We start from the raw sequence: 19,402 nt of genomic DNA on the forward strand, positions 1-19,402 counted from the left end.
GTCCGCAAACACAGTCCGTAGGATGGCGTTGAGCGAAGCGATACCCATCACCACGACCGCATGGGTTTCGCCAAGGCTCAACCCATCCTACGAAAAGCGCTTCACAGTTGCTCCTGCGTCCGGGCTGTAGGGCGCATAACGCCTATGGCGTTATCCGCCGTTTGGCCTTGGTTTCCAGCAGCTCCGGGGGGATCTGGGCGTTGGCCATGACCTCGGTGTATCGGCGGATAACCGCGAACGGTTATACGCCCTACGTCACTGACGAAGTCTCAGGATGACTGCGAATTCATCGCCCACGCCGAACGGCTCCCTCTCCCTCTGGGAGAGGGCTGGGGTGAGGGCAACGGACTTCGCCGACACACCTCTGCCAACCCTGACTCCGCTCCCCCTCCCTAACCCTCCCCCGCAAGCGGGAGAGGGGATCGCTCGGCATGATGCGCAACCACGAAGCTCCCTGGCTCCACAGGCAGGCGAATAGCAGCAGCGAAATGCGCGCAGCCGGCGGGCCGCTGGCGGGAAAAGCTGAACTCCGCCGCCCCCAGCCGGCCGAACCCAGTGACCGGCGGGGCTGCGGCCCCGCGCCACGAAGCGGAGGAGACCTGCCATGAGCGACCAACCCTGCGCCTGCCCCGGCTGCCAGTGCAGCCTGGGCGCGGCGGCCGTGTTCGCCGACGGCCGCGCCTATTGCTGCCAGGCCTGCGCGGACGGCCATCCCGATGGCGAGAAGCACTGCCAGGACCCGCACTGCCATTGCGGCGAGACCCTGCCGCCGCGCGGCTGACGGCCCGCGCTACCGACCCACGCACCGGAGGACAGCCACCATGAGCGAGAAACTACCGCCCCAGCACCAGGACCGGCAGCCCGGCCGCGAGGAGATCATGCGGCCGCCGCCGGAGTTCGCCTCGGAAAGCTACCGCGCCGCCGGCAAGCTGGAGGGCAAGGTGGCGGTGGTCACCGGCGGCGACAGCGGCATCGGCCGCGCCGTGGCGCTGACCTTCGCCCGCGAGGGCGCCGACGTGATGCTGCTGTACCTGGAGGAAACCGAGGACGCGACCAAGACCTGCCAGTTGATCGAGGCCTGCGGCCAGCACTGCCTGGAACTGGCCGGCGACGTCGCCGATGCCGGTTTCTGCGCCGAGGTGGCGCGGCGCCTGAAGGAACGCTGGGGCAGGCTGGACGTGCTGGTGAACAACGCCGGCGAACAGCACCCGGCCGACTCCCTCGAAGACATCAGCGAAGAACAGTGGGAGCGCACCTTCCGCACCAACATCTTCGGCATGTTCCAGCTGACCAAGGCGCTGCTGCCGCTGATGGGCGAGGGCGCGGCCATCGTCAACACCACCTCGATCACCGCCTACAAGGGCAACCCCAGGCTGATCGACTATTCCTCGACCAAGGGCGCCATCACTTCCTTCACCCGTTCCCTGGCGCTGAACCTGGTGGGGCGCGGCATCCGGGTGAACGCCGTGGCCCCGGGGCCGATCTGGACGCCGCTGATCCCCTCGACCTTCAGCGCCGAGGAGGTGGCGAAGTTCGGCAGCAACACCCCGATGGGGCGCCCCGGCCAGCCCGACGAACTGGCCCCGGCCTACGTCTACCTGGCCTGTTCCGACTCCTCGTACATGAGCGGCCAGGTGCTGCACGTCAACGGCGGAACCGTGGTCAACGGCTGAGACGCCCGGCCCCTGGCGCAATGCAGCGCCAGGGGCCAGGGATCAGGCCTTGCGCAAGGCCTCGATCAGCTCCTGCTTGCGCATGGACGAGCGCCCGCGGATGTTCTGCCGGCGCGCGCGCTCCAGCAGTTCCTGCTTGTTCATCGCCTCCAGGCGCTGGCCGGGGCGTGGCACGCCGTGCTTGGTGGCCACCGCGCGGCGCGCCGAGGAACGCCGCGACTCGGCCTTGGCCGTTGGGCTCTTCTTCTGGCCCGAGCCGCCGGCGCGCTCGCCGCCGCCGGACTGCTTGTTGACGGTGGCCCAGGCCCGCGCTTCGGCCTCGTCCCTGGACACGCCACGCTCCTCGTAGCTTTCCTCGATATGTTCGGCCTTGCGCTTCTGCTTGTCGGTGTACTTGTCTTTGCTGCCTCGGGGCATCGCTCTTCTCCTTTCGCGGCCGCTTCACTGCGGGGTTCGTTCGGGAGAGGCCGCGGCGCCGGGTGGTGTTCAGCGATTCGGACGGACGGCCGCGGACGAGGGGAAAAACGCCTGAACTCTGGCCGGCGCACCGGGCCTAGATACACGAGGCGGCCGCCGGCGCCGCCGGTTTCCCACAGGCGAACCGCGGAGAACACGCCATGCAAGGCTCCAGCACCCCCGTGCCCGAACAGGTGGAGAACTTCAAGCAGGAAGTGCTGACGCGACTGCGCTACGACGTCGGCAAGGACGCCGCCGACGCCTACGCCCACGACTGGTTCGAGGCCGTGGCGCTGGCCGCGCGGCGCTACATCGTCGACGGCTGGGACGAGGCCAGCCGCAGCATCGACCGCGGCCAGCGCAAGCGCGTCTACTACCTGTCGCTGGAGTTCCTCATCGGCCGCCTGCTGATCGACAACCTGAGCAACCTCGGCCTGCTGGAGATCGCCCGCGAGGCCCTGCTGCAACTGGGCGTAGACCTGGAGCAGGTGCGCCTGGCCGAGCCCGACGCGGCCCTGGGCAACGGCGGCCTGGGCCGCCTGGCGGCGTGCTTCATGGAGAGCATGGCGACCCTCGACATCCCCGCCTACGGCTATGGCATCCGCTACGAGCACGGGCTGTTCCGCCAGAGCATCGCCGACGGCTGGCAGCAGGAGCAGCCGGAGACCTGGCTGGACTTCGGCAACCCCTGGGAGTTCGAGCGCCCGGAATGCAGCATCAGCATCGGCTTCGGCGGCAGCGTGTACGCCATCGACGGCGGCGACGGCAGCGCGCGGCAGCACTGGGAACCCATGGAGCGCCTGCGCGCGGTGGCCTACGACATGCCCATCGTCGGCTGGCGGCGGGCCGGGGTGAACACCCTGCGGCTGTGGCGCGCCCGCGGCGAGGAAACCCTCAAGCTCGACCGCTTCAACGCCGGCGACCACCTCGGCGCGGTGGCCGACACGGCGCGCGCCGAGAGCATCTCGCGGGTGCTCTACCCGGCGGACAGCACCGAGGCCGGCCAGGAGCTGCGCCTGCGCCAGGAATACTTCTTCGTCAGCGCCTCGCTGCAGGACCTGCTGCAGCGCCACCTGGGCCAGGGCCTGGCGCTGGCCAGCCTGCCGGCGCGGGTGGCCATCCAGCTCAACGACACCCACCCGGCCATCGCCGTGGCCGAACTGATGCGCCTGCTGCTGGACGACCATTACCTGCAGTGGGAGCAGGCCTGGGAGCTGACCGTGGCGACGCTGTCCTACACCAACCACACGCTGCTGCCCGAGGCCCTGGAGTCCTGGCCGGTGGGGCTGATGGAGCGCATGCTGCCGCGGCACATGCAGATCATCTACCTGATCAACGCCTTCCACATCGACGCGCTGCGCGCCAAGGACATCCACGACTTCGCCCTGCTGCGCGCGGTGTCGCTGATCGAGGAGGACAACGGCCGGCGGGTGCGCATGGGCAACCTGGCGTTCCTCGGCTCGCACAGCGTCAACGGCGTCTCCGCGCTGCACACCGAGCTGATGCGCGAGACGGTGTTCCGCGACCTGCACCGCCTGTACCCGGGGCGCATCAGCAACAAGACCAACGGCGTGACCTTCCGCCGCTGGCTGTTCCAGACCAACCCGGAGCTGACCGGGCTGCTCTGCGAGTTCCTCGGCCGCGAACTGCTCGACGACCCCGAGACGCGCCTGCGCGCTCTGGAGGCCCACGCCGGCGACGCCGCGGTGCAGCGCGGCTTCGCCCAGCAGCGGCGGCACAACAAGGCGCGCCTGGCGCGGCTGGTGGAGGAGCGCCTGGGCATCCGCCTGGACGTCGAGGCGCTGTTCGACGTGCAGGTCAAGCGCATCCACGAGTACAAGCGCCAGCTGCTCAACCTGCTGCACGCCGTGGCGCTGTACCAGGACATCCGCAACGACCCGGCCACCCCGCGGGTGCCGCGGGTGAAGATCTTCGCCGGCAAGGCCGCGCCCAGCTACCACCAGGCCAAGCTGATCATCAAGCTGGCCAACGACGTCGCCCGCATCGTCAACGACGACCCCACCGTGCGCGGCCTGCTCAAGGTGGTGTTCATCCCCAACTACAACGTCAGCCTGGCCGAGGCCATCATCCCGGCGGCGGACCTGTCCGAGCAGATTTCCACCGCGGGTCTCGAGGCCTCGGGCACCAGCAACATGAAGTTCGCCTTGAACGGCGCGCTGACCATCGGCACCCTGGACGGCGCCAACGTCGAGATGTCCGAGCGCATCGGCCTGGAGAACCTGTTCATCTTCGGCCTCACCGCCCAGCAGGTGGAGGCCCGCAAGCACGCCGGCGAGCTGTCCATGGCCGGCGAGATCGCCGCCTCGCCGCGCCTGCAGGAAGCCCTGAAGGCCATCGGCTCGGGGGTGTTCTCGCCGGACGATGCCAACCGCTACGCGGCCCTGGTGGAGGGGCTGCGCCACGACGACAGGTTCATGCTCTGCGCCGACTTCGAGGCCTACTGGCAGGCCCAGGAACGCGTCGAGGCGCTGTGGCGCGAGCCGGCGCGCTGGTGGCGGGCGGCGGTGCTGAACACCGCGCGGGTCGGCTGGTTCTCCTCCGACCGCACCATCCGCGAGTACGCCGAGGACATCTGGAAGGTGCCGCTGGGCGGCGCCTAGGGTCTACCAGAAGCCGCCGCCGTGGCGGCGTGCCAGGTAGTCCGGGCTGAGGCCGAAGCCGGTCTGGAAGAAGGCCTGCAGGCGGGTGTCCAGCACCATGCGGTTGAGCGAGGCCAGCGGGCCGACGATGCGCTCCGGCTCGCTGCGCCCGCCGTAGTGGTTCTCGTGCACCAGGCTGGCGCTCTGCGGTTCGGCGCGGATCAGCAAGCGGCAGTCCAGGCCCTCGCCGGGGCGGCGGGCGTTCAGGCCCAGCTCGGAGAGCCCGCCGGCGCCACGGTGCAGGCCCACGTGGCAGAGCAGGCCGTGGGCGCGGGCGTACTCGCCGGCGGCGGCGAAGGCGGGCAGGGCCACTTCGGTCAGGGCCTGTTCGTAGGCCTGGGCGAAGTCGGTGTCGTCGCGGCTGTTCATGGCGCATTCCTTTGGTGTTCGACGCTTGCCGGGGTTGGACAGGCGCGGCGGGCGAATGCGCGGACGATCCGCCGGGCGGTAGTGCCGGCGCTACCGCCGGGGAAATCGTTCAAACCATCGGCCGGCGCGGCAGTCTGCACCTGCAACGGCCCTTCGCGGAGAAGCCCATGGAGACCCTGTCGCGCATCGCCGCGGCCCTGCTGGCGGAGTTTTCCGACCTGCGCGAGCTGGAGCAGATCACCCGCGCCTGCTTCCGCCTGGCGCTCGCCGCGCTGCTCGGCGGCCTGCTGGGCTACGAGCGCGAGGCCCAGGGCAAGGCCGCCGGGCTGCGCACGCACATGCTGGTCACCCTGGGCGCCGCGCTCTTCGTCATGGCCATGAGCGAGGGCGGCGCCGGCGACGACGCCATCAGCCGGGTGATCCAGGGCATTGCCGCGGGCATCGGCTTCCTCTGCGCCGGCACCATCCTCAAGCAGGACAGCGCCGACACCGCGCGGGTGAAGGGGCTGACCACGGCGGCGGGGCTGTGGCTGAGCACCGCCATCGGCATCTGCGTGGGCCGCGGCCATTCCGCCACCGCGGTGCTCGGCACCCTGCTGGCGCTGCTGGTGCTGCACAGCCTGCCGCGCCTGTTCGAGCGGCCGCGGGCGCCACGCAAGACAGCCAAGACAGCCAAGACAGCGGAGCAGCGGCATGTTCCGTGAATTCAGCGGCAGCAGCGCCTGGACCGACGCCATGCGCAGCGGCGGCGCCTACGTCGGGCTGATCGAATACCAGCCCAAGCGCGAGGGCGCGGCGGTGCAGGTGCTCTGGGTGTTCGCCCCCGGCAGCCGCAACGAGGCCCAGGCCGAGGACGCGGCCCGGCGCATGCTGGCGCGCATCCGCGACATTTCGGCGGACGGCCGCGTCCGCTTCGACGACGGCATCTCACTGTAGGAGGCATGCATGGCGCGCGTGATCTGGAAGGGCGCGATCAGTTTCGGCCTGGTGCACATCCCCGTGGGGCTGAACAGCGCCAGCCGCCCCGGCGGCACCGACTTCGACTGGCTGGACGCCCGCAGCCTGGAGCCGGTGGGCTACAAGCGGGTGAACAAGGTGACCGGCAAGGAGGTGCCCAAGGAGCAGATAGTCAAAGGCGTGGAATACGAGAAGGGCCGCTACGTGGTGCTCAGCGAGGCGGAAATCCGCGCGGCGCGCCCGCGGGCCACCCAGACCATCGACATCCTGCGCTTCGTCGAGCGCGGCGAGATTCCCCTGGCGTACTTCGACTCGCCCTACTACCTGAGCCCCGAGCGGCGCGGCGAGAAGGTCTACGTGCTGCTGCGCGAGACCCTCGCGCGCAGCGGCAAGGTCGCGGTGTGCCAACTGGTGCTGCACAGCCGCCAGCACCTGGCGGCGCTGCTGGCCGACGGCGAGGCGCTGCTGCTGATGACGCTGCGCTGGCCGGGCGAGGTGCGCTCGGTGGACGAACTGGGCCTGGAGCTGGACGACGTCGACCTGGACAAGCGCGAGCGCGAGATGGCCACGCGCCTGGTGGAAGACATGAGCCAGGCCTGGGACGACTCGGCCTTCAAGGACAGCTTCAGCGACGAGATCCACGCCCTGGTCGAGCAGAAGGCCGCCAAGGGCCAACTGGAGGAAGTGCCCGGCGCCGAGGCGCCGGAAACCGGGGAGGGCGCCAACATCATCGACCTCACCGACCTGCTGCGGCGCAGCCTGCGCGGCAACGCCGGGGGCGGCGGCAAAGCGGCGCCCAGGGGCAAGGCCGGAGAGGCGCCGGCGCCGCGCAAGAGCAGCGGCCGGCGGCGCGCCCCGCGCTGAGCCGGCCCGCCGGCGAAAAGTCTGAACTTGCCGGCGGGCCCGGCCTCGGAAAGCATGGGGCCGCAGGTTGCGGCCGACGACGAACATGCGATCGCCTGGCGAGGAGGGCGCAGCGATGAATCCGGACCTGCAGGGGCGCGCCAGCGCCGCGGCCAAGGCGCCGCGCATCGCCATCGAGGGCATCGAGCCCCAGGTCGAGGGCGGGCGCTTCGCCGCCAAGGCCATCGCCGGCCGGGGCTGCCCGGTCAGCGCGCGCATCTTCATGGACGGCCACGAGCAACTGGGCGCCGAGGTGACCTGGCGCCTGGAGCCTGAAGAGGTCTGGCGCAGCCTGCCGCTGGCCTGGCAGGGCAACGACCTGTGGCGCGCCGAGCTGCTGCCGCCCCACGAGGGGCGCATCCAGTTCGTCATCCAGGCCTGGCTGGACCGCTACGCCAGCTTCCGCCACGACCTGGAGAAGAAGTACGCCGCCGGCCAGGCCGTGGACCTGGAACTCAGCGAGGGCGAGCAACTGCTGCGCGAGGCTCGGCAGGGCGCCCAGGGCGAACCGGCCGCGCAACTGGACGCCCTGCTGGGCCAGCTTGCCGCCGAGCAGGCCCGCGACGGCCGCGTGGCCCTGCTGCTGGCGCCGGCCACCCTGGAACTGATGCAACGAGTGGAGCCGCGCCTGCACCGCGTGCGCAGCCCGCTGCTGAGCCTGGAGGTGGAGCGGCCGCTGGCCGGCTTCGCCAGCTGGTACGAGCTGTTCCCGCGCTCGGAGGGCGCGCAGCCGGGCGTGCACGGGCGCTTCGAGGACGTGCGCCGGCGCCTGCCGGAAATCGCCGCCATGGGCTTCGATGTGCTGTATTTCCCGCCCATCCACCCCATCGGCCGCACCCACCGCAAGGGCCCCAACAACAGCCTGCAGGCCGGCCCGGACGACCCCGGCAGCCCCTACGCCATCGGCGCCGAGGAGGGCGGCCACGAGGCCGTGCACCCGCAGCTGGGCAGCCTGGAGGACTTCCGCGCGCTGGTGGCCGACGCCCGCGCCCACGGCCTGGAGGTGGCCCTGGACTTCGCCATCCAGTGCTCGCCGGACCACCCCTGGCTGCGCCGGCACCCCGGCTGGTTCAGCTGGCGCGCCGACGGCAGCATCCGCCATGCCGAGAACCCGCCGAAGAAGTACGAGGACATCGTCAACGTCGATTTCTACGCCGCCGACGCCGTGCCTTCGCTGTGGCTGGCGCTGCTGGAAGTGGTGCTGGGCTGGGTGGCCCAGGGCGTGACGCTGTTCCGCGTCGACAACCCGCACACCAAGCCGCTGCCGTTCTGGGAGTGGCTGATCGCCGAAGTGCGCCACCTGCACCCGGAAGTGATCTTCCTGGCCGAGGCCTTCACCCGCCCGGCGATGATGGCGCGCCTGGGCAAGCTCGGCTTCAGCCAGAGCTACACCTACTTCACCTGGCGCAACACCAAGCAGGAATTGCAGGAATACTTCGCCGAGCTGAACCAGCCGCCCTGGCGCGACTGCTACCGGCCCAACTTCTTCGTCAACACCCCGGACATCAACCCCTTCTTCCTGCAGCGCAGCGGGCGCGCCGGCTTTCTCATCCGCGCCGTGCTGGCGGCCACCGGCTCTGGGCTGTGGGGGATGTATTCGGGCTTCGAGCTGTGCGAGGCGGCGGCCATCCCCGGGCGCGAGGAATACGCCGACTCCGAGAAGTACCAGCTGCGCCAGCGCGACTACCACGCGCCGGGCAACATCGTCGGCGAGATCACCCGGCTCAACCGCATCCGCCGCGAGAACCCGGCGCTGCACAGCCACCTCGGCTTCCAGGCCTACAACGCCTGGAACGACAACATCCTCTATTTCGGCAAGCGCACCGCGGACCTGGCCAACTTCGTGCTGGTCGCCGTGTGCCTGGACCCGGACAACGCCCAGGAGGCCGACTTCGAGCTGCCGCTGTGGGAGTTCGGCCTGGCGGACGACGCCGCCATGGGCGGCGAGGACCTGATGAACGGCCACCAGTGGACCTGGTACGGCAAACGCCAACGGATGCGCATCGAGCCCTGGCACCTTCCCTTCGGCATCTGGCGCCTGCATCCGCAGCGCCGCTAGGAGTCCGCCCATGGCCAGACGCCTGAGAAAGCCCCGTCCCTTCCTGCACGACCCGCTCTGGTACAAGGACGCGGTCATCTACCAGTTGCACGTGAAGTCCTTCTTCGACGCCAACAACGACGGCATCGGCGACTTCCCCGGGCTGATCGAGAAGCTCGACTACATCGCCGACCTGGGGGTGAACACCCTCTGGCTGCTGCCGTTCTACCCCTCGCCGCGGCGCGACGACGGCTACGACATCGCCATGTACCGTGGGGTGCACCCCGACTACGGCAGCCTGGCCGACGTGCGCCGCTTCATCGCTGCCGCCCATGCGCGCAACCTGCGGGTGATCACCGAGCTGGTGATCAACCACACCTCCGACCAGCACCCCTGGTTCCAGCGCGCGCGGCGGGCGAAGAAGGGTTCGCGGGCACGGGAGTGGTATGTGTGGTCCGACACTGACGAGCGCTATGCCGGCACCCGCATCATCTTCGTCGACAGCGAGACCTCCAACTGGACCTGGGACCCGCTGGCCGGGCAGTACTACTGGCACCGCTTCTACTCGCACCAGCCGGACCTGAACTTCGACAACCCGCAGGTGCTGCGCGCCGTGCTGGGGGTGATGCGCTTCTGGCTCGACCTGGGCGTGGACGGCCTGCGCCTGGACGCCATTCCCTACCTGATCGAGCGCGAGGGCACCAGCAGCGAGAACCTGCCGGAAACCCACGCGGTGCTCAAGCGCATCCGCGCCGAGCTGGACGCCCACTACCCCGACCGCATGCTGCTGGCCGAGGCCAACCAGTGGCCGGAGGACACCCGCCCGTACTTCGGCGGCATGGACGACGGCGGCCCCGGCGACGAATGCCACATGGCCTTCCACTTCCCGCTGATGCCGCGCATGTACATGGCCATCGCCCAGGAAGACCGCTTCCCCATCAGCGACATCCTGCGCCAGACCCCGGCCATCCCCGACAACTGCCAGTGGGCGATCTTCCTGCGCAACCACGACGAGCTGACCCTGGAGATGGTCACCGACGACGAGCGCGACTACCTGTGGAACTACTACGCCGCCGACCGCCGCGCGCGCATCAACCTGGGCATCCGCCGGCGCCTGGCGCCGCTGGTGGAGCGCGACCGGCGGCGCATCGAGCTGCTCAACAGCCTGCTGCTGTCGATGCCCGGCACGCCGACGCTGTACTACGGCGACGAGATCGGCATGGGCGACAACATCTACCTCGGCGACCGCGACGGCGTGCGCACCCCCATGCAATGGTCGGTGGACCGCAACGGCGGCTTCTCCCGCGCCGACCCGGCGAGCCTGGTGCTGCCGGCCATCCTCGACCCGCTGTACGGCTACCAGAGCGTCAACGTCGAGGCGCAGCTGCGCGACCCGCATTCGCTGCTCAACTGGACGCGGCGCATGCTCGCCGTGCGCAAGCAGCAGAAGGCCTTCGGCCGCGGCAGCATGACCCTGCTGTCGCCGAGCAACAGGCGCATCCTCGCCTACCTGCGGCAGTACCGCGGCGAGGACGGCGAGGACAGCCTGCTGTGCGTGGCCAACCTGTCCGGCGCGGCCCAGGCGGTGGAACTGGAGCTGGCCGAGTTCGACGGCCGCGTGCCGCTGGAAATGCTCGGCGGCGCGGCCTTCCCGCCGATCGGCCGGCTGACCTACCTGCTGACCCTGCCGCCCTACGGCTTCTACTGGTTCTACCTGGCCGACTCCCAGCGCATGCCCAGCTGGCACCGCCAGCCGGAGGAGCGCCTGCCGGAACTGCCGACCCTGGTGCTGGGCCAGCGCCTGGAGGAGATCATGGCCGGCGCCCCGCGCGAGCTGCTGGAGAAGGATTCGCTGCCGCGCTACCTGCCGCGCCGGCGCTGGTTCCCCCATGCCCGCGCGCAGGCCGGCAGGGTGCGCCTGCTCTACGCGCTGCCGCTGGAGGAGGATGACGCCGCGCCGCTGCTGGCGGAGCTGGAATACCGCGACGGCGAACTGCACGAGCGCTACCAGTTGCCCCTGGCCGCGGCGCCGGAAAAAAGCAGCAGCGGCTACGACCTGCCGCAGCAACTGGCCCTGGCCCGGCTGCGCCGCGGCCGCCGCGTCGGCCTGCTGACCGACGCCCTGAGCCTGCCGCGCTTCAGCCGCGTGGTGCTGCGCCTGCTGCGCGAGAACGCGACCCTGGCCGGCGACGGCGGCGAGGTGCAATTCCTGCCGCAACCCGGCCTGGCCGAGCTGGAACTGGCCGAGGACATCCCGGTGCGGGTGCTGGCCGCGGACCAGTCGAACACCTCGGCGCTGGTCGGCGACGGCCTGCTGCTCAAGGTGCTGCGCCGCGTCTCGCCCGGCCTGCACCCGGAGGCGGAAATGGGCGCCTACCTGAGCCGCCACGGCTTCGCCAACGTCGCGCCGCTGCTGGGCGAGGTGCGCCGGGTGGACGAGCAGGGGCAGACGCACACCCTGATGCTGCTGCAGGGCTACCTGAGCAACCAGGGCGATGCCTGGACCTGGACGCAGAACAACCTCGAGCGGGCCATCCGCGAGGCCCTGGCCGCCGGCACCGCGCAGCCCCCGGAGTTCGACACCCTGGACGAGCTGCGCGGCTTCGCCGCCACCCTCGGCCGGCGCCTGGGCGAGATGCACCAGGTGCTGGCCGACGGCGCGGACGAGCCGGACTTCGCCCCGCGGCGCAGCGGCCCAGCCGATAGCCGGGCCTGGCAGGAGGGCGTCGGCGCCCAGGTCGAGCAGGCCCTGCGGGCGCTGGAAGACGCACCCGGGCTGGACGAGCGCGGCCGCGCCCAGGCCGCGCGCCTGCTGGAGCTGCGCGACGAGCTGCTGCTGGCGGTGGGCAACCTGGCGCGGCTGGCCGAGGGCGGGCTGATGATCCGCGTGCACGGCGACCTGCACCTGGGCCAGGTACTGGTGGTGCAGGAGGACGCCTACCTGATCGATTTCGAAGGCGAGCCCAACCGTTCGCTGGCCGAACGCCGGGCCCTGAACAGCCCGATGAAGGACGTGGCCGGGGTGCTGCGCTCCTTCGACTACGCCGCCGCCATGGCCGAGCGCAGCCTGCAGAGCGCCGACGTCTCGGAGGAAGCGGTGCAGGTGCGCCGCGCCCTGGCCCAGCGCTACCGCGCGGACGCCCGCGACGCCTTCCTCGACGCCTACCGCCTGGCCGCCGCCGGGCTGCCCCACGAATGGCGCGGGCGCGAGGGGGAGGGCGCGGCCCTGGCGCTGTTCAGCCTGGAGAAGGCGGCCTACGAAGTGGTCTACGAGAGCGGCCACCGCCCCGACTGGGTCGCCGTGCCGCTGCAGGGAATGCTGGAACTGACGCTCCACCTGCTGGGAGGAAGGCCATGACACAGGCGTCGCAAGACGACGAACGCAACCACCTGCAAGGGCTGCAACGGGCGGAGCACGGCGACCCCTTCGCCTTCCTCGGCCCGCACCCGGAGGGCGACGGCTGGCGCGTGCGCGCCTGGCTGCCGGGGGCCTTCGCCTGCGAGCTGCTGGGCCGCGAGGGCGAATTCCTCGCGGCCATGCAGCAGCAGGACGCCAGCGGCCTGTTCAGCGCCCACCTGGATGCGCGCCAGGCCTACCTGCTGCGCATCCACTGGCCCGAGGGCGAGCAGATCACCGAGGACCCCTACGCCTTCGGCCCGCTGCTGGGCGACACCGACCTGTACCTGTTCGCCGAAGGCAACCACCGCCACCTGGGCCAGTGCTTCGGCGCCCAGGCCATGAGCGTGGACGGCGTGGCCGGGGTGCGCTTCGCCGTGTGGGCGCCCAATGCCCGGCGCGTGTCGGTGGTGGGCGACTTCAACGCCTGGGACGGGCGCCGCCACGCCATGCGCCTGCGCTACCCCAGCGGCGTGTGGGAACTGTTCGTGCCGCGCCTGCAACCCGGGGAAATCTACAAGTACGAAATCCTCGGCCCCGGCGGCCTGCTGCCGCTCAAGGCCGACCCTGTGGCGCTGGCCACGGAACGGCCGCCGGCCACCGGCTCGCGGGTGGCCGACCCGGCGCCGCGGCACTGGCGGGACGAACGCTGGATGAGCGAGCGGCGCAGCCGCCAGGGCGCGGAAAGCCCGCTGGCGATCTACGAACTGCACGCCGGCTCCTGGCAGACCCTCGACGGCCGCCCGCCGAGCTGGGACGAGCTGGCCGAGCGGCTGATCCCCTATCTGCAGGACATGGGCTTCACCCACGTCGAGCTGATGCCGATCATGGAGCATCCCTTCGGCGGCTCCTGGGGCTACCAGCCGCTGTCGCTGTTCGCCCCCACCGCGCGCTATGGCAGCCCGGCGCAGTTCGCCGCCTTCGTCGAGCGCTGCCACCAGGCCGGGATCGGCGTCATCCTCGACTGGGTGCCGGCGCATTTTCCCACCGACGCGCACGGCCTGGGGCAGTTCGACGGCACCGCGCTGTACGAATACGCGCACCCTTTCGAGGGCTTCCACCCGGACTGGGACACCTACATCTACAACCTCGGCCGCACCGAGGTGCACGGCTTCCTGCTGGCCTCGGCGCTGCATTGGCTGCGCGAGTACCACGTCGACGGCCTGCGCGTCGACGCCGTGGCCTCGATGCTCTACCGCGACTACTCGCGCAAGGAGGGCGAGTGGATCCCCAACCGCCACGGCGGGCGCGAGAACCTGGAGGCCATCGAGTTCCTCCGCCACCTCAACGAGGTGGTCGCCGCCGAGGTGCCCGACGCCCTGGTGATCGCCGAGGAGTCCACCGCCTGGCCCGGCGTCAGCCGCCCGGTGGCCGAGGGCGGGCTGGGTTTCTCGCACAAGTGGAACATGGGCTGGATGCACGACACCCTGGCCTACATCCGCGAGGACCCGCTGTACCGCGGCTACCACCACCACCGCCTGACCTTCGGCCTGCTCTACGCCTTCACCGAGCGCTTCATCCTGCCCATCTCCCACGACGAGGTGGTGCACGGCAAGGGTTCGCTGCTGGGCAAGATGCCCGGCGACCGCTGGCGCCAGTTCGCCAACCTGCGCCTGTACCTGAGCCTGATGTGGACGCACCCGGGGCGCAAGCTGCTGTTCATGGGCTGCGAGTTCGGCCAGTGGCACGAGTGGGACCACGACGACCAGCTGGACTGGTACCTGCTGCGCTACGCCGAGCACCTGGGCGTGCAGACGCTGGTGCGCGACCTCAACCGCCTGTACCGCGAACTGCCGGCGCTGCACCAGCTGGACGATAGCCCCGAAGGCTTTCACTGGCTGATCGGCGACGACCAGCGCAACAGCGTCTACGCCTGGTTGCGCCTGGACCGCGAAGGCTCGCCGCTGCTGGTGGTGCACAACTTCACGCCGCTGCCGCGCGAAGGCTACCGGGTAGGGGTGCCGCTGCAGGGCGCCTGGCAGGTGCGGCTGAATTCCGACGGCGCCTGCTACGCCGGCTCCGATGCCGGCAGCCGCGAGCGCTGCGAGACACTCCCGGAGCCGTCCCACGGCCAGCCGTACTCGCTGCTGCTGGACCTGCCGCCGCTGGGCAGCCTGGTCCTGGAACCGGCGCCGGCCCTGCCGGCGTAATCGCGGATAAGATCTCCTACGCTGCGCCATTCCCCTGTAGGAGCGCGCCCTGCGCGCGAATCGCGGGCAGGGCCCGCTCCTACGGGTTTGTGCGAGGCACGGCATGCCCTTGTAGGAGCGGATTCATCCGCGATAGCCGGACGTCCCGGCGCGGTTCGCGGATAAGATCCGCTCCTACGCTGCGCCACCTGCGCCATTCCCCTGTAGGAGCGCGCCCTGCGCGCGAATCGCGGGCAGGGCCCGCTCCTACAGGTTTGCGCGAGGCACGGCATGCCCTGACGGATTCATCCGCGATAGCCGGACGTCCCGGCGCGGTTCGCGGATAAGATCCGCTCCTACGCTGCACCACCTGCGCCATTCCCTTGTAGGAGCGCGCCCTGCGCGCGAATCGCGGGCAGGGCCCGCTCCTACAGGTTTGCACGAGGCACGGCATGTCCTGGCGGATTCATCCGCGATAGCCGGACGCCCCGGCGTGGTTCGCGGATAAGATCCGCTACGCTGCGCCACCCACGCCATTTCCCTGTAGCGGGCCCTGCGCGCGAATCGCGGGCAGGGCCCGCTTACAGGTTTGCACGAGGCACGGCATGCCCTTGTAGGAGCAACTGTCTTGCGCCGAGGTGCTCTTCGTAGGATGGGTTGAGCTTGCGAAACCCATGCGGTGGCGCTGATGGGTATCGCTTCGCTCAACGCCATCCTACGAAAAACCGTGCTTCCTGGAACCGTAGGAGCGGATTCATCCGCGATAGCCGGACGTCCCGGCGCGGTTTGCGGATAAGATCCCCTACGCTGCGCCACTCACGCCATTCCCCTGTAGGAGCGCGCCCTGCGCGCGAATCGCGGGCAGGGCCCGCTCCTACAGGTTTGCGCGAGGCCTGGCATTCCCTCGTAGGATGGCGTTGAGCGAAGCGATACCCATCAACCCGCCCGCGCCAGGCGCCGTTGCCGGCGGCGCAGACGGCGTGCCCGGCGCTCCAGCCACAGGTAGACCAGGCAGGCCAGGAACAGCGGCACCAGGAAGTACAGCACCCGGTAACCGATAAGCGCCGCCAGCAGGGGCCCGCGGCCCAGGTGGTCGTGGAGGATGGCGATGAACACCGCCTCCAGCACGCCCAGGCCCGCCGGCACGTGCAGCACCACCCCGGCGATGCTGCTGATCAGCAGGGTGGCCAGCACCTCGGTGTAGCTGGCCTTGTCCGGCAGCAGCACGCTCACCAGCAGCGCCATCAGCGACCAGTTGGCCGCCCCCATGGCGCCCTGCAGCAGCGCCAGGCGCCAGCTCGGCAGGGCCAGGCTGAACTGCCGCCAACCCCAGGCGCGGCGCCGGGCGTAGCGGCAGGCCAGGGGGTAGGCCACGCCCAGGGCCAGCAGCAGCGGGCCGATCAGGCGCAGGCCGTTGCGCCCCACCGACCAGTCGTCCGGCAGGTCGGGGTAGCCGCTGGCGAACAGCGCGCCGGCCAGCAGCAGGTAGCCGTACCAGTTGGTCACCAGGCTGAAGCTGAGGATGCGGGTGATGTCCGCCGCGCTCATGCCCAGGCGGCCGTACAGGCGGTAGCGCAGGGCCACGCCGCCGACCCAGGAGCTGAGGTTGAGGTTGAAGGCGTTGCACACGAAGGCCACGGTGAACACCCGCCGCACCGGCAGCGGGTGGCCGATGTAGTAGCGGCTGAGCACGTCGAAGCTGCTGAACACGCCATAGCTGGCCAGGCTGATGCCCAATCCCAGGAGCAGGGTGGTGGCGCGGTACTCGCTGAGCAGGTGGAATACTTCCCCCCAGTCGGTGGCGCGGATCAACAGGAACAGCAGCACCGGCAGCAGCGCCAGCAGGGCGATGGAGAAGCCGCGCCGGGCCAGCTTCCAGGCCTGCTTGTGCTTCTCCCGCGGCGCGGCAGCGTTCATGGGCGCACCCGCGGGGCGTCCGCCGCCGGCTCGCCTTCCAGGCCCCGCGGCGAGCGCAGGCGCTGGCGGTGCGCCGGCAGCTGCCCGGCGATGGCCGGGAAATGCCGCAGGAAGTGGAAGCTGAGGAACACCAGGGGCGCGCGCCACCAGTAGCCGCGGCGCGCCACCTTGCGGGTGATGCGCCGGCAGTTGTCGCGGGCCAGGGCGTCCAGGTGCGCCTGCAGTTCGTCGGCGAAGCGCGCGTCGTCGATCATCAGGTTGCCTTCCAGGTTCAGCGACAGGCTCAGCGGGTCCAGGTTGCTCGACCCCACCGTGGCCCAGCGCCCGTCGGCCACCGCCACCTTGCCGTGCAGCGGGCGGTCGCAGTACTCGTAGATCTCCACGCCGTCGCGCAGCAGGGTGTCGTAGAGCAACTTGCTGCACAGGCGCACCAGCGGCATGTCCGGCAGGCCCTGGAGGATCAGGCGCACCTTCACCCCGCGCTGCGCGGCCTGGCGCAGCGCCCGCAGCAGGCGGTAGCCGGGGAAGAAGTAGGCGTTGGCGATGGTCAGCCGTTGCCGCGCGCCCTGGATCGCCGCCAGGTAGTGCTGCTCGATGGCCGTGCTGCGCGGGCCGTTGTCGCGCAACACCAGGCAGGCGCGGGCCTGGCCGGCCAGCGGCGGCAGGCTGGGCGGCACCCAAGCCGGCGCGCTGCCGTACTCGTGCAGCAGGGCCAGGCTGGCCTGGCGGATGTCCCGCGCTACCGGGCCCTGCACCTGCACCGCGTAGTCCTGCTTGGCCATGGCGCCGAAGTCGGCCAGGTGGTCGGCGCTGAAGTTGATGCCGCCGACGAAGGCGGTGCCGCCGTCCACCACCAGCAGCTTGCGGTGCAGGCGGCGGAACAGGTTGGTGCGCAGGCCCAACAGGCGCGGGCGCGGGTCGAACAGGTGCAGGCGCACCCCGGCCTCCAGCAGGCTGCGCACATAGTCCCGGCCCAGGTCGGCGGTGCCGTAGCCGTCGACGATCAGCTCGACGCGCACGCCGCGCCGGGCCGCCGCCAGCAGCGCCTTGCGCAGGGCCAGGCCGACCTTGTCCTCGTAGATGATGAAGGTTTCCAGCAGCACCTCGCGCCGGGCCCGGGCGATGGCCTCGAACACCCGCGGGTAGAAGGCCTCGCCATTGACCAGCAGTTCGATGCGGTTGCCCGCGTGCCAGCGCTCGTTCATGGGGCCACCTCGGCGAGCAGCGGCAGATGGTCGGACAGGTGCGGCCAGGGGCGGCTGCCCAGCACCTGGCTGCTGCGCACCCGCAGGTTGCGCAGGTAGATGCGGTCCAGGCGCAGCAGCGGCCAGCGCGCCGGGAAGCTGCGCGGCGCGCCGGCCTTGTCGGCGAAGGCCGGCTCCAGCCCGCAACCGGCGAGCAGGGCGCCGGCCTGGCAGCGCCAGTCGTTGAAGTCGCCGGCGACGATCAGCGGCGCCTGGACGGGGAAGCCTTCCAGCAGGCGGCAGAGCAGCGTCAGTTGCTGCCGCCGCTGCGCCTCGCGCAGGCCCAGGTGCACGCACACGGCATGCAGCGGGGCGCTGCCCGGCAGGTCGATGCAGGCGTGCAGCAGGCCGCGCTCCTCGTTGCCGGCGATGGAGATGTCGTGGTTGTCGTGGCTGATGATCGGGTAGCGCGAGAGCAGGGCGTTGCCGTGGTGGCCCTCGGGGTACACCGCGTTGCGCCCGTAGGCGAAGGCCGGCCACATGCTGTCGGCAAGGAATTCGTAGTGCGGCTTGGCCGGCCAGCCGGGGTGGCGCCCGGCGTGCAACTGGTGCTCGCCATGTACCTCCTGGAGGAACACCAGGTCGGCCGCGGTGCCGCGCACCGCCTCGCGCAGTTCGTGGAGGATGAAGCGGCGGTTGAAGGCGTTGAAGCCCTTGTGGGTGTTCACCGTCAGCACCCGCAGCGACGGGCCGCTGGCCAGCGCCGGGCCGGCGCCGGTGTTGGCCGGCTGGTTCATGTCCAGTCCTCCGCCGGTTCGCCCGGCACCTGCTGCTGCGGCAGGCGCACGTCGAGCAGCTGCATGAGGCGGAAGGCATCGAAGGGCGCGCGCACCTTGATGTCGTTGTCGAAATAGCAGTACAGCTCGCGGTGCCGGCGGTCGCCGCGCTTGTCCGCGTCGATCAGCTCGGCGTCGGCGGGCTGCAGGCCGTTGCGCCACAGGCGGATGCGCTCGCTCCAGCGGCGCAGCGCCGCCTCGCCATAGCCGCTGGCGTACAACTGCTCGGCGCCGTGCAGGCGCAGGTAGGTGAAATCCGGGGCGGTGAGGTCCTCGGCGTAGGGCCACTTCGAGGGCGCGTCGGCCATCACCAGGGCCACGCCGTGCCGGCGCAACTGGTCGGTGAACTCGGCGCTGCAGAAGCTCTTGTGGCGCACCTCCAGGGCATGGCGCAGGGCGAAGCGCCGGCCGGGCGACGGCGCCTCGTGGCGCAGGCGCGCGTCCGCCGAACCGGCCAGTTCGGCCGCCGCATGGCTGTCGCGCGGCAGCAGGGCGAGGAAGGCCTCCAGCAGTTCGCCGTCGTAGGCCAGGCTGGGCGGCAGCTGCCAGAGGAAGGCGCCGAGTTTGTCGTCCAGCTCCAGCGGGCCGGAGGCGAAGAAGTTGGCCAGCCCCTGCTGCGGCTCGCGCAGGCGCCGCAGGTGGGTGACGAAGCGCGGGCCCTTGACGCTGAAGCGAAAGCCCGCGGGCGTCTGCGCCTTCCACTGGCGGTAGCGGCCGGGCGTCTGCAGGCCGTAGAAGGAGCCGTTCAGCTCGATGCTGGCGAAGGCATGGGCGGCGTAGCGCAGCTCCTCGCGCTGGGGCAGGCCCCTGGGGTAGAACTCGCCGCGCCAGGGAACGTAGCGCCAGCCGGAAATACCGATGTACAGGCCGTCCGTACCCATGG

General features: G+C 70.8%; 15 protein-coding genes. 9 read left to right on the forward strand and 6 right to left on the reverse strand.

Annotated elements, in window-relative coordinates; translation table 11 throughout:
- The first annotated feature begins 604 nt into the window (after positions 1 to 604).
- Both IG194_RS27555 and IG194_RS27560 read left to right on the forward strand, forming a co-directional pair.
- Positions 605 to 781 (forward strand): metallothionein, encoded by a 177-nt coding sequence (locus tag IG194_RS27555; RefSeq protein ID WP_009619813.1) that lies wholly within the window; start codon positions 605 to 607, stop codon positions 779 to 781.
- Positions 782 to 821: 40 nt separating this feature from the next.
- A complete protein-coding gene (locus IG194_RS27560) occupies positions 822 to 1,673 on the forward strand; it encodes an SDR family oxidoreductase (protein ID WP_058489365.1) in 852 nt (283 codons plus the stop codon).
- 42 nt (positions 1,674 to 1,715) lie between these two features.
- Here the strand turns inward: IG194_RS27560 and IG194_RS27565 are convergent, their stop codons facing one another.
- Positions 1,716 to 2,090, reverse strand: a complete 375-nt coding sequence (locus IG194_RS27565; protein WP_043266456.1) for a Rho termination factor N-terminal domain-containing protein — start codon at positions 2,088 to 2,090, stop codon at positions 1,716 to 1,718.
- Positions 2,091 to 2,290: 200 nt separating this feature from the next.
- Between IG194_RS27565 and IG194_RS27570 the strand changes: the two genes are divergently transcribed.
- Positions 2,291 to 4,750, forward strand: a complete 2,460-nt coding sequence (locus IG194_RS27570; RefSeq protein ID WP_058489366.1) for a glycogen/starch/alpha-glucan phosphorylase — start codon at positions 2,291 to 2,293, stop codon at positions 4,748 to 4,750.
- A 3-nt stretch (positions 4,751 to 4,753) separates the two neighbouring features.
- On the opposite strand, the gene IG194_RS27575 is transcribed toward IG194_RS27570, so the two are convergent.
- The gene (locus IG194_RS27575) at positions 4,754 to 5,158 is read right to left on the reverse strand and encodes a hypothetical protein (RefSeq protein ID WP_064987642.1); all 405 of its coding nucleotides are present in this window, start codon (positions 5,156 to 5,158) and stop codon (positions 4,754 to 4,756) included.
- Between the two features lie 167 nt (positions 5,159 to 5,325).
- Here IG194_RS27575 and IG194_RS27580 point away from each other — a divergent pair, with 167 nt between their 5' ends.
- The 6 genes from IG194_RS27580 (at position 5,326) to glgB (ending at position 14,603) form a co-directional block, all read left to right on the forward strand.
- Positions 5,326 to 5,862: an MgtC/SapB family protein gene (locus tag IG194_RS27580; protein ID WP_058489367.1), complete on the forward strand. Its 537-nt coding sequence runs from the start codon at positions 5,326 to 5,328 to the stop codon at positions 5,860 to 5,862.
- Positions 5,852 to 6,094 carry a hypothetical protein gene (locus IG194_RS27585; RefSeq protein WP_043266441.1) on the forward strand — a complete coding sequence of 81 codons (243 nt, stop codon included), beginning with the start codon at positions 5,852 to 5,854 and terminating at the stop codon, positions 6,092 to 6,094. Before IG194_RS27580 ends, IG194_RS27585 begins: the two co-directional genes overlap by 11 nt.
- A gap of 9 nt (positions 6,095 to 6,103) precedes the next feature.
- Positions 6,104 to 6,979 (forward strand): Ku protein, encoded by an 876-nt coding sequence (locus tag IG194_RS27590; protein WP_058489368.1) that lies wholly within the window; start codon positions 6,104 to 6,106, stop codon positions 6,977 to 6,979.
- A 115-nt stretch (positions 6,980 to 7,094) separates the two neighbouring features.
- Entirely contained in the window at positions 7,095 to 9,077 is a 1,983-nt protein-coding gene (locus IG194_RS27595) for an alpha-1,4-glucan--maltose-1-phosphate maltosyltransferase (RefSeq protein WP_058489369.1), read from the forward strand.
- Between the two features lie 10 nt (positions 9,078 to 9,087).
- Positions 9,088 to 12,414 (forward strand): maltose alpha-D-glucosyltransferase, encoded by a 3,327-nt coding sequence (gene treS, locus IG194_RS27600; protein ID WP_058489370.1) that lies wholly within the window; start codon positions 9,088 to 9,090, stop codon positions 12,412 to 12,414.
- Positions 12,411 to 14,603: a 1,4-alpha-glucan branching protein GlgB gene (glgB, locus tag IG194_RS27605; RefSeq protein WP_058489371.1), complete on the forward strand. Its 2,193-nt coding sequence runs from the start codon at positions 12,411 to 12,413 to the stop codon at positions 14,601 to 14,603. The genes treS and glgB overlap by 4 nt, the downstream gene beginning before the upstream one ends.
- 915 nt (positions 14,604 to 15,518) lie before the next feature.
- Here the strand turns inward: glgB and IG194_RS27610 are convergent.
- Genes IG194_RS27610 through IG194_RS27625 form a run of 4 tightly spaced genes read right to left on the reverse strand, consistent with a single transcriptional unit; the run spans position 15,519 to position 19,400 of the window.
- Entirely contained in the window at positions 15,519 to 16,499 is a 981-nt protein-coding gene (locus IG194_RS27610; RefSeq protein ID WP_058489372.1) for a lysylphosphatidylglycerol synthase domain-containing protein, read from the reverse strand.
- On the reverse strand, positions 16,496 to 17,704 hold the full coding sequence (gene clsB, locus IG194_RS27615; RefSeq protein WP_058489373.1) for a cardiolipin synthase ClsB: 1,209 nt from the start codon (positions 17,702 to 17,704) through the stop codon (positions 16,496 to 16,498). The genes IG194_RS27610 and clsB overlap by 4 nt, the downstream gene beginning before the upstream one ends.
- A complete protein-coding gene (locus IG194_RS27620) occupies positions 17,701 to 18,480 on the reverse strand; it encodes an endonuclease/exonuclease/phosphatase family protein (RefSeq protein WP_058489374.1) in 780 nt (259 codons plus the stop codon). The genes clsB and IG194_RS27620 overlap by 4 nt, the downstream gene beginning before the upstream one ends.
- Positions 18,477 to 19,400, reverse strand: coding sequence for a DUF72 domain-containing protein (locus IG194_RS27625; protein ID WP_058489375.1), 924 nt, complete (start codon positions 19,398 to 19,400; stop codon positions 18,477 to 18,479). The genes IG194_RS27620 and IG194_RS27625 overlap by 4 nt, the downstream gene beginning before the upstream one ends.
- Between the last annotated feature and the right edge of the window lie 2 nt (positions 19,401 to 19,402).

Origin of the sequence: Pseudomonas sp. ADPe (assembly GCF_014843515.1) — a bacterium.
Taxonomy (GTDB): domain Bacteria; phylum Pseudomonadota; class Gammaproteobacteria; order Pseudomonadales; family Pseudomonadaceae; genus Pseudomonas; species Pseudomonas citronellolis.